Origin of the sequence: Streptomyces sp. B93 (assembly GCF_018070565.1) — a bacterium.
In the GTDB taxonomy this organism is placed as follows: Bacteria; Actinomycetota; Actinomycetes; order Streptomycetales; family Streptomycetaceae; genus Streptomyces.
In genome coordinates this window covers 51,633-60,054 of sequence record NZ_JAGPXL010000041.1, presented here as the reverse complement: position 1 = coordinate 60,054, position 8,422 = coordinate 51,633, and the positions used below count along the sequence as shown (strand labels likewise).

Annotated in this window: 5 protein-coding genes and 1 pseudogene; 2 read left to right on the top strand and 4 right to left on the bottom strand. The window is 71.5% G+C overall.

All coding sequences use genetic code 11. The features are described 5' to 3' along the window. The 4 genes and pseudogenes from KBY47_RS28920 to KBY47_RS28905 all read right to left on the bottom strand — a co-directional run. A partial coding sequence (locus KBY47_RS28920; RefSeq protein ID WP_210926107.1) for a flavodoxin-dependent (E)-4-hydroxy-3-methylbut-2-enyl-diphosphate synthase occupies window positions 1–215 on the bottom strand: 215 nt, incomplete at its 3' end. A gap of 169 nt (window positions 216–384) precedes the next feature. Beyond that, window positions 385–1,678: pseudogene (locus KBY47_RS28915) on the bottom strand (RIP metalloprotease). An 8-nt stretch (window positions 1,679–1,686) separates the two neighbouring features. Then, the gene (gene dxr, locus KBY47_RS28910) at window positions 1,687–2,970 is read right to left on the bottom strand and encodes a 1-deoxy-D-xylulose-5-phosphate reductoisomerase (RefSeq protein WP_210926106.1); all 1,284 of its coding nucleotides are present in this window, start codon (window positions 2,968–2,970) and stop codon (window positions 1,687–1,689) included. A gap of 96 nt (window positions 2,971–3,066) precedes the next feature. After that, a complete protein-coding gene (locus KBY47_RS28905; RefSeq protein WP_210926104.1) occupies window positions 3,067–5,001 on the bottom strand; it encodes an acyl-CoA dehydrogenase family protein in 1,935 nt (644 codons plus the stop codon). Between the two features lie 319 nt (window positions 5,002–5,320). Between KBY47_RS28905 and KBY47_RS28900 the strand changes: the two genes are divergently transcribed. Then, window positions 5,321–6,334 (top strand): LacI family DNA-binding transcriptional regulator, encoded by a 1,014-nt coding sequence (locus tag KBY47_RS28900; RefSeq protein WP_210926102.1) that lies wholly within the window; start codon window positions 5,321–5,323, stop codon window positions 6,332–6,334. Between the two features lie 57 nt (window positions 6,335–6,391). Next, a complete protein-coding gene (locus KBY47_RS28895) occupies window positions 6,392–8,419 on the top strand; it encodes a TIM-barrel domain-containing protein (RefSeq protein WP_210926100.1) in 2,028 nt (675 codons plus the stop codon). The last annotated feature ends 3 nt before the right edge of the window (window positions 8,420–8,422 follow it).

Genomic DNA, 8,422 nt, shown 5'->3' with positions numbered 1-8,422 from the left:
CAGGCGACCCGGACGATCTGACAGCCCGACGCGGTGAGTTCGGCGATCTGCTGGAGCGTGGCGCCGATGTCCGACGTACGCGTCGTCGTCATCGACTGCACCGACACCGGGGCCCCGCCCCCGACCGGCACGGACCCGACCTGGATCTGCCGACTCTTGCGGCGCTCGGCGAGTTTGGTCGGAACGGACGGCATGCCGAGAGAAATCGCAGTCATCTGCTGTGCAACCCCAAGTCGTGGATCAAGGTCCGGTCCCGTCAGCGCCGGGCTCCGGAGTCCGAGATTACGGCACGGGCGGTGCGCCGGGCACATCACGCCCCGCTGAACCCACCCGATGGAAGGGGCCCGGCGGTGAGGATGCCGGGCCCTTTCGAACGGCGCCCGGCTAGGAGATTCTCACTGGGTTGACGACGTCCGCGACGAGTACCAGGAGCGTGAAGCAGACGAAGATCCCGGCGACCACGTAGGCGACCGGCATCAGCTTCGCCACGTCGAAGGGGCCGGGGTCCGGGCGGCGCAGCACCCTGGCGACGTTGCGGCGCAGCGACTCCCACAGCGCGCCCGCGATGTGGCCGCCGTCGAGCGGGAGCAGCGGGAGCATGTTGAACAGGAACAGGGAGAGGTTGAACCCGGCGACCAGCATCAGGGCCATCGCCAGCTGCTGGGTGGGCGGGATGTCGAGGGTGAAGATCTCACCGCCGACGCGGGCCGCGCCGACCACGCCCATCGGGGAGTCGGGTTCGCGTTCGGCGCCGTCGAAGGCGGCGTTCCACAGGGCGGGGATCTTGCCGGGGAGGGCGGCGAGGGCGTCGGCGGCCTCGCCGACCCGGTCGGTCATCCACACCACGGAGTCGCCGAAGTCCTGCTTGACGACGCCGGTGGCGGCGCTGAAGCCGAGGAAGCCCGCGGTGACGTACTCGCCCTGGACGATCTGGCCGTGGGAGTCCTTCTTGGCGACCTGGTTGGTGGCGATGGTCGCCTCCAGGGTCCGCTCGCTGCCGTCGCGGTCGACGACGACGGACACCGTCTCGCCGGGGTGGGCGCGGATCAGGTCGGACAGTTCGTTCCAGTCGTCGGTGCGGACGCCGTCGAAGGCGACGATCCTGTCGCCCGCCTTGAGGCCCGCGGCGGCGGCCGGGGAGGCGGGGTCGCCCTCGCGGCAGTCGTCGCGGTTCTCGGTCTGGGAGATGACGCACTGGGAGACCGAGCTGACGGTGGTGGTCTGCTGGGAGATGCCGAAGCCCATCAGCACGGTGAGGAACAGCACCACCGCGAGGATCAGGTTCATGAACGGGCCCGCGAACATCACGATGAACCCGTTTCCACGGCTTGCGGGTGTAGAAGAGGCGGGTCTCGTCGCCGGGGCGCAGTTCCTCGAAGGCCGCCGAACGGGCGTCCTCGATCATGCCGCGCCACGGTGAGGTGGAGCGGGCCTCGATCCTGCCGTCGGGGCCGGGCGGGAACATGCCGATCATGCGGATGTAGCCGCCGAGGGGGATGGCCTTGACGCCGTACTCGGTCTCGCCCTTCCTGCGTGACCACAGGGTCGGTCCGAAGCCGACCATGTACTGGGGCACGCGGATGCCGAAGAGCTTGGCCGTGGACAGATGTCCCAGCTCGTGCCAGGCGATCGAGAAGAGCAGGCCGACCGCGAAGACGACTATGCCGAGGATCATCATCAAGGTCGTCATGCACGCGCCTCCGCGCTCGCCGCGGTCACCGGGGCCGCGGTCGTCCGGTCGGTCAGTTCCCGGGCCCGGGCCCGGGCCCAGGTCTCCGCTTCGAGGACGTCCGACACGGTCAGTGAAGTTCCCGTGCGCGGGGTGCCGTGCTCCTCCACCACCCGGGTCACGGTGTCCATGATCCCGTTGAAGGGCAGCGCCCCGCGCCGGAACGCGTCCACGCACTCCTCGTTGGCGGCATTGAACACCGCCGGGGCGGTGCCCGCGAGCGTACCGACGTGCCGGGCGAGGTTCACCGAGGGGAACGCCTCGTTGTCCAGGGGGAAGAACTCCCAGGTGGAGGCGGTGCTCCAGTCGAAGGCGGGCGCGGCGTCGGGGACGCGCTCCGGCCAGCCGAGCCCGATGGCGATCGGCCCGCGCATGTCGGGGGGCGTCGCCTGGGCGAGGGTGGACCCGTCGGTGAACTCAACCATCGAGTGGACATACGACTGCGGGTGCACGACCACCTCAATGCGGTCGAAGGAGATGTCGTACAGCAGGTGGGCCTCGATCACCTCCAGCCCCTTGTTGACGAGGGTCGCGGAGTTGATGGTGATCACCGGGCCCATCGCCCAGGTGGGGTGCGCGAGCGCGTCCTCGACGGTGACGTGGGCGAGCTGTTCCCTGGTACGGCCGCGGAAGGGGCCGCCGGAGGCGGTGACGACCAGTTTGCGGACGTCGGCGCGGGTGCCGGCGGCGAGCGCCTGGAAGAGCGCGGCGTGCTCGGAGTCGACCGGGATGATCTGGCCGGGCTTGGCGAGCGCCTTGACCAGCGGGCCGCCCACGATGAGCGACTCCTTGTTGGCGAGCGCGAGGGTGCGGCCCGCCTCCAGGGCGGCGAGGGTGGGCGCGAGTCCGATGGAGCCGGTGATGCCGTTGAGGACGGTGTGGCAGTCCGCGGCGGCGACCTGGGTGGCCGCGTCGGGGCCGGCGAGGATCTCGGGGAGCGGCTCCCCGGCGCCGTACTCGGCACGCAGGGCTTCCCGGAGGTCCGGTACGACGTCCTCGCGGGCGACCGCGACGGTCCCCACCCGCAGCCGGTACGCCTGCTCGGCGAGGAGGGCGACCCGGCCGCCGTTGGCGGAGAGTCCGGTGACCCGGAACCGGTCCGGATTGCGCAGCACCAGGTCGATGGCCTGGGTGCCGATCGACCCGGTGGACCCGAGGATCACCACGTCCTTCGGGCCGCCGCCCGCCACGGGGTCGTAGACGAGGTGCGGGTCGGCGAGGGGGGATGGGCTGTCGCTCATCCCCCCATTGTGGCCGTAAGGACTGTGTGGGAAGCACAGGGCGTCCCCGTCAGGGGTTCACGGTCCACCGTGGACGGTGACCCCTCGGGGTGCGTGTCACCTGATCGGGCGGTGCAGGTTCTCCTTCGTCGAGGGGCCGGGGGGCGCGGCGGCGATCCACGGGCCCTCGCCCGAGGGGTCGACGACGCCGTGCTCCAGCCACTCGTAGGTGCCCGCGAGGACGCCCTTGACGACCTTGCGGTCCAGGTCGTCGGTGTTGCTCCACAGGCGGCCGAAGAGTTCCTCGACGCGGAGGCGGGACTGGCGGCAGAAGGCGTCCGCCAGCTGGTAGGCCTCGCGGCCGTGGTCGCCCTGGCCGCGCAGCAGCTCGGCGCGGACGCAGGCCGCGCTCATCGCGAACAGCTCGGCGCCGATGTCGACGATCCGGCCGAGGAAGCCCTGCTTGGTCTCCATGCGGCCCTGCCAGCGGGACATGGCGTAGAAGGTGGAGCGGGCCAGCTTGCGGGCGGTCCGCTCGACGTACCGCAGGTGTCCGGAGAGGTCCACCTCCCGCTTGAACTCGGCGTACGAGGTCGGCAGTTGGCCGGGGCCCGCGACCAGTTTCGGCAGCCACTTGGCGTAGAAGACGCCCGCCTGGGCGCCCGCCCTCGCCTTGTCCTGGAGGGACTTGTCGGGGTCGATGAGGTCACCGGCGACGGAGAGGTGGGCGTCGACCGCCTCGCGGGCGATCAGCAGGTGCATGATCTCGGTGGAGCCCTCGAAGATGCGGTTGATGCGCAGGTCGCGCAGCAGCTGCTCGGCGGGCACGGCGCGCTCGCCCCGGGCGCGCAGCGACTCGGCGGTCTCGAAGCCGCGTCCGCCGCGGATCTGGACGAGTTCGTCGGCCATCAGGCAGGCCATCTCGGAGCCGTACAGCTTGGCGAGGGCGGCCTCGATGCGGATGTCGTTGCGGTCCTCGTCGGCCATCTGGGAGGAGAGGTCGAGGACGGCCTCCAGGGCGAAGGTGGTGGCGGCGATGAAGGAGATCTTGGAGCCGACCGCCTCGTGCAGCGCGACCGGCTTGCCCCACTGCTCGCGGGCGCCCGACCACTCCCGGGCGATCTTCAGGCACCACTTCCCGGCGCCGACGCACATCGCGGGGAGCGAGAGGCGGCCGGTGTTGAGGGTGGTGAGGGCGATCTTCAGTCCGGCGCCCTCGGGGCCGATGCGGTTCGCGGCCGGGACGCGGACCTGGTGGAAGCGGGTGACACCGTTCTCCAGGCCGCGCAGGCCCATGAAGGCGTTGCGGTTCTCGACGGTGATGCCCTCCGAGGCGGCCTCGACCACGAACGCGGTGATGCCGCCCTTGTGCCCCTCGGACTTGGGGACGCGGGCCATGACGACGAGCAGGTCGGCGACGACGCCGTTGGTCGTCCACAGTTTCACTCCGTCGAGGACGTAGTCGTCGCCCTCGGGGACCGCCGTGGTGGCGAGCCGCGCGGGGTCGGAGCCGACGTCCGGCTCGGTGAGGAGGAAGGCGGAGATGTCGGTGCGGGCGCAGCGGGGCAGGAAGGTGTCCTTCTGCTCCTGGGTGCCGAACTGCTTCAGCGGCTGCGGGACGCCGATGGACTGGTGGGCGCTGAGCAGCGCGCCGATCGCGGGGCTGGCGGAGCCGACCAGGGCGAGGGCCTTGTTGTAGTAGACCTGGGTGAGGCCGAGGCCGCCGTACTTGGTGTCGATCTTCATGCCGAGGGCGCCGAGTTCCTTGAGGCCGTCGATGACCTCGTCGGGGATCTGGGCGTCCCGTTCGATCCGGGCCGAGTCGATCTTCGTCTCGCAGAAGTCGCGGAGCTTGGCGAGGAACTCCTCGCCGCGCTGGACGTCCTCGTCGGCCGGGAGGGGGTGGGGGTGGATGAGGTCGAGCCGGAAGCGGCCGAGGAACAGTTCCTTGGCGAAGCTGGGCTTGCGCCACTGCTGTTCCCGCGCCGCCTCCGCCACTTGGCGGGCCTCACGTTCGGTGACGGTGGGTCGGGTGGTGGGAGTTGCGGACATGAGGCTCACCTCGCCGCGAATCGGGATCATGGGCCGTTTTGGTTACCGACGGGTGCTACTCGATCGTATGTACCCGATCCCGGGCGAGGCCACCACCCTGCGTGCAGCCGTTCGGCCGATGCGACCGGATACCGGCGGACGGGGACGCACGCTTACCTTGAGGGGCGCGGGACGGGCACCGGCGCCCGAAGAAAGCCATCGAAGCGCTTCGACAGCTCTGGACACCCACTCGCACTGAAGCTACTGTCGAACCACCCTCACCACCCCCTGATCGACAACGCGCCACAGTCGAAGCGCTTCACAAAGCTTGGAGAGCCGGATGGTCACCCTCGCCGAGGTCGCCCAGCACGCCGGAGTCTCGGCGAGCACGGTGAGCTATGTCCTCAGCGGCAAGCGGTCCATCTCCGCGACCACCCGGCTGCGCGTCGAGCAGAGCATCCGGGAGCTGGGCTACCACCCGAACGCCGGTGCCCGGGCCCTGGCCAGCAACAGGTCGAACATCATCGCGCTGATGGTCCCGCTGCGCACGGACATGTACGTGCCGGTGATGATGGAGATCGCCATCGCCGTCGCCACCACCGCCCGCACCCACGGCTACGACGTGCTGCTGCTCACCGGTGAGGAGGGCCCGGACGCCGTGCGCCGGGTCACCGGCAGCGGGCTCGCCGACGCCATGATCCTGATGGACGTCGAACTCGACGACGAGCGGCTGCCGTTGCTGCGCGCCACCGACGACCCGTCGGTGCTGATCGGTCTGCCCGCCGACACCGCCGGACTGACCTGCGTCGACCTGGACTGGTCGGCGACGGGCGCGTTGTGCGTGGCGCACCTGGCGGGGCTCGGGCACCGGGACGTCGCCGTCATCGGCGAGGCCCCGGCCGTCTACGAGCGGCACACCGGCTTCGCCGAACGCACCCTCGACGGACTGCGCACCCGCGCCCGGGAACTGGGCGTGCGGCTGCTGCACCGGCCCTGCGAGGGCGGGTACGACGCGATGGCCGTCACCCTCGCCCGCATCCTCGACGAACGCCCCGGCACCAGCGGCTTCGTGGTGCAGAACGAGTCGGCGGTGGAGCCGCTGCTCGCCCTGCTGCGCCAGCAGGGCCGCGCCGTGCCCGAGGACGTGTCCGTGGTCGCGATCTGCCCCGACCAGGTCGCCACCCAGGCCTCGGTGCGGCTGACGTCGGTCGCCATCCCCGCGCAGGAGATGGGCCGCAACGCCGTGGAGCACCTGGTCGCCAAGCTCGACGGCCGCGGCACCGACGAGGTCGTGCTGATCGCGCCCGAGCTGACGGTCCGGGCCAGCTCGGGCCCGGCGCCCGCGGCCTCCTGACCCACCTCCCCGTACGGCCTCCCGGGCCGACCCCTGCCTGCCCTCAGGAGCACCCACGTGACTCAGCCCAAGGTCAGCCTCGCCCAGTCCTCCCCCACCGTCGGCACGTTCCGCGAGCGAGGCGGCGCGCTGGAGTGGAGCGGCCGTCAGGAGACCGTACGCGTCGAGCCCTGGGGCCCGGACGCCGTCCGGGTGCGGGCCCGGCTCGGCGGCCCGGTGCTCGACGGGCTGCCGGGCGCGCTGCTCGAGACGGCGCCGGCGACCGGGTCCACCGTCAAGATCGAGGACGGCCGCGGCCGGCTGACCGTCGGCGCGCTGACCGTCACGGTCGACGCGGAGGGCCTGGTCCGCTTCCTGCGCACCGACGACGGCGGCGAACTGCTCGCCGAGGAGCGCGCCCACTTCTGGTGGCCGGGCCCGCGCCTGTACACGGCCGTCGGAGGCGGCCACCACCGCCTGGAGCAGCGGTTCGCCGCCTACGACGACGAGAAGCTGTACGGCCTCGGACAGCACCAGCACGGGCGCCTGGACCAGAAGGGCCTGGTCGTCGACCTGGTGCAGCGCAACGCCGAGGTCTCCATACCGGTGCTGACCTCCAGCCGCGGCTACACCCTGCTGTGGAACAACCCGGCGATCGGCCGCGTGGAGCTGGCCCACAACGGCACCCGCTGGGTGGCGGACTCGGCCCGCCAGATCGACTACTGGATCACCGCGGGCAGTCCGGCCGACGCCCAGCGCCGCTACAGCGCGGTGACCGGCCGCACCCCGATGCTGCCGGAGTGGGCGGCGGGCTTCTGGCAGTGCAAGCTGCGCTACCGCACCCAGGACGAACTCCTCGCCGTGGCCCGCGAGTACAAGCGGCGCGGGCTGCCGGTCTCCGCGATCGTCTGCGACTTCTTCCACTGGACGCACCTGGGCGAGTGGAAGTTCGACCCGGAGGAGTGGCCCGACCCGGCGGCGATGGTCCGCGAGCTGGACGAGCTGGGCATCAAGCTCGTCGTCTCGGTCTGGCCGTCGGTCTCCCCGCTCTCCGAGAACCACCCGGTGATGGAGCAGCGTGGCCACTTCATCGGCACCCAGTACGGCCCGCTCGCGCACGCCGACTGGCCGGACAAGGAGGTGGCGTCGACGGTCCAGGTGGCCTTCTACGACGCCACCAACCCCGAGGCGCGGGAGTTCGTGTGGTCGAGGATCAAGGAGAACTACCTCGACCCGTACGGCATCACCGCGTTCTGGCTGGACGCCTGCGAGCCGGAGCTGAAGCCGGGCTTCCCGGAGAACCTGCGCTACTGGGCGGGCCCCGGCCTGGAGGTCGGCAACCTCTACCCCGCCGAGAACGCCCGCACCTTCGACGAGGGCCTGCGCGCGGCGGGCGTGGACGAGGTGATCACCCTCAACCGCTCGGCGTGGGCGGGCAGTCAGCGGCACGGCGCCGCCCTGTGGTCCGGTGACATCGGCACCGACTTCGCGACCCTGCGCCGCCAGATCGCGGCCGGGCTGAACACGGCCCTGTCGGGCATCCCCTGGTGGAACACGGACATCGGCGGCTTCCACGGCGGCGACCCGGACGACGAGGCCTACCGCGAGGTGCTGGTCCGCTGGTTCCAGTTCGGCGCGCTGTCCCCGCTGATGCGGCTGCACGGCTTCCGCGAGCCGGGCATGCCGCTGGGCCCGGAGATGACGGGCGGCCCGAACGAGGTGTGGTCCTACGGGGAGGAGGCGTACCCCATCCTGGCCGGGTACCTGCGCCTGCGCGAACGCCTGAGGCCGTACGTCCTCACGGTGATGCGGGAGGCCCACGAGGAGGGCCTGCCGGTGATGCGTCCGCTGTTCCTGGAGTTCCCCGGCGACCCGGCCGCCTGGTCCGTGGACGACGCCTACCTCCTCGGCCCCGACCTGCTGGTCGCCCCGGTCCTGACGGCGGGCGCGACGGCCCGCACGGTCTGCCTCCCGGCGGGCGCGCGCTGGACGGACGCGTGGACCGGCGAGACGTACGACGGCGGTGGGACGGTCACGGTCGACGCACCGCTGGACCGCATCCCGCTGTTCCTGCGGGACGGGGCGCGGCTGCCGGTGGCGGAGTAGCCG

Excerpts from the sequence above, each read along its gene's own strand:
- KBY47_RS28900 (WP_210926102.1), top strand. The coding sequence starts at position 5,321 with ATGGTCACCCTCGCCGAGGTCGCCCAGCACGCCGGAGTCTCGGCGAGC.
- dxr (WP_210926106.1), bottom strand. The coding sequence starts at position 2,970 with ATGAGCGACAGCCCATCCCCCCTCGCCGACCCGCACCTCGTCTACGAC.
- KBY47_RS28905 (WP_210926104.1), bottom strand. The coding sequence starts at position 5,001 with ATGTCCGCAACTCCCACCACCCGACCCACCGTCACCGAACGTGAGGCC.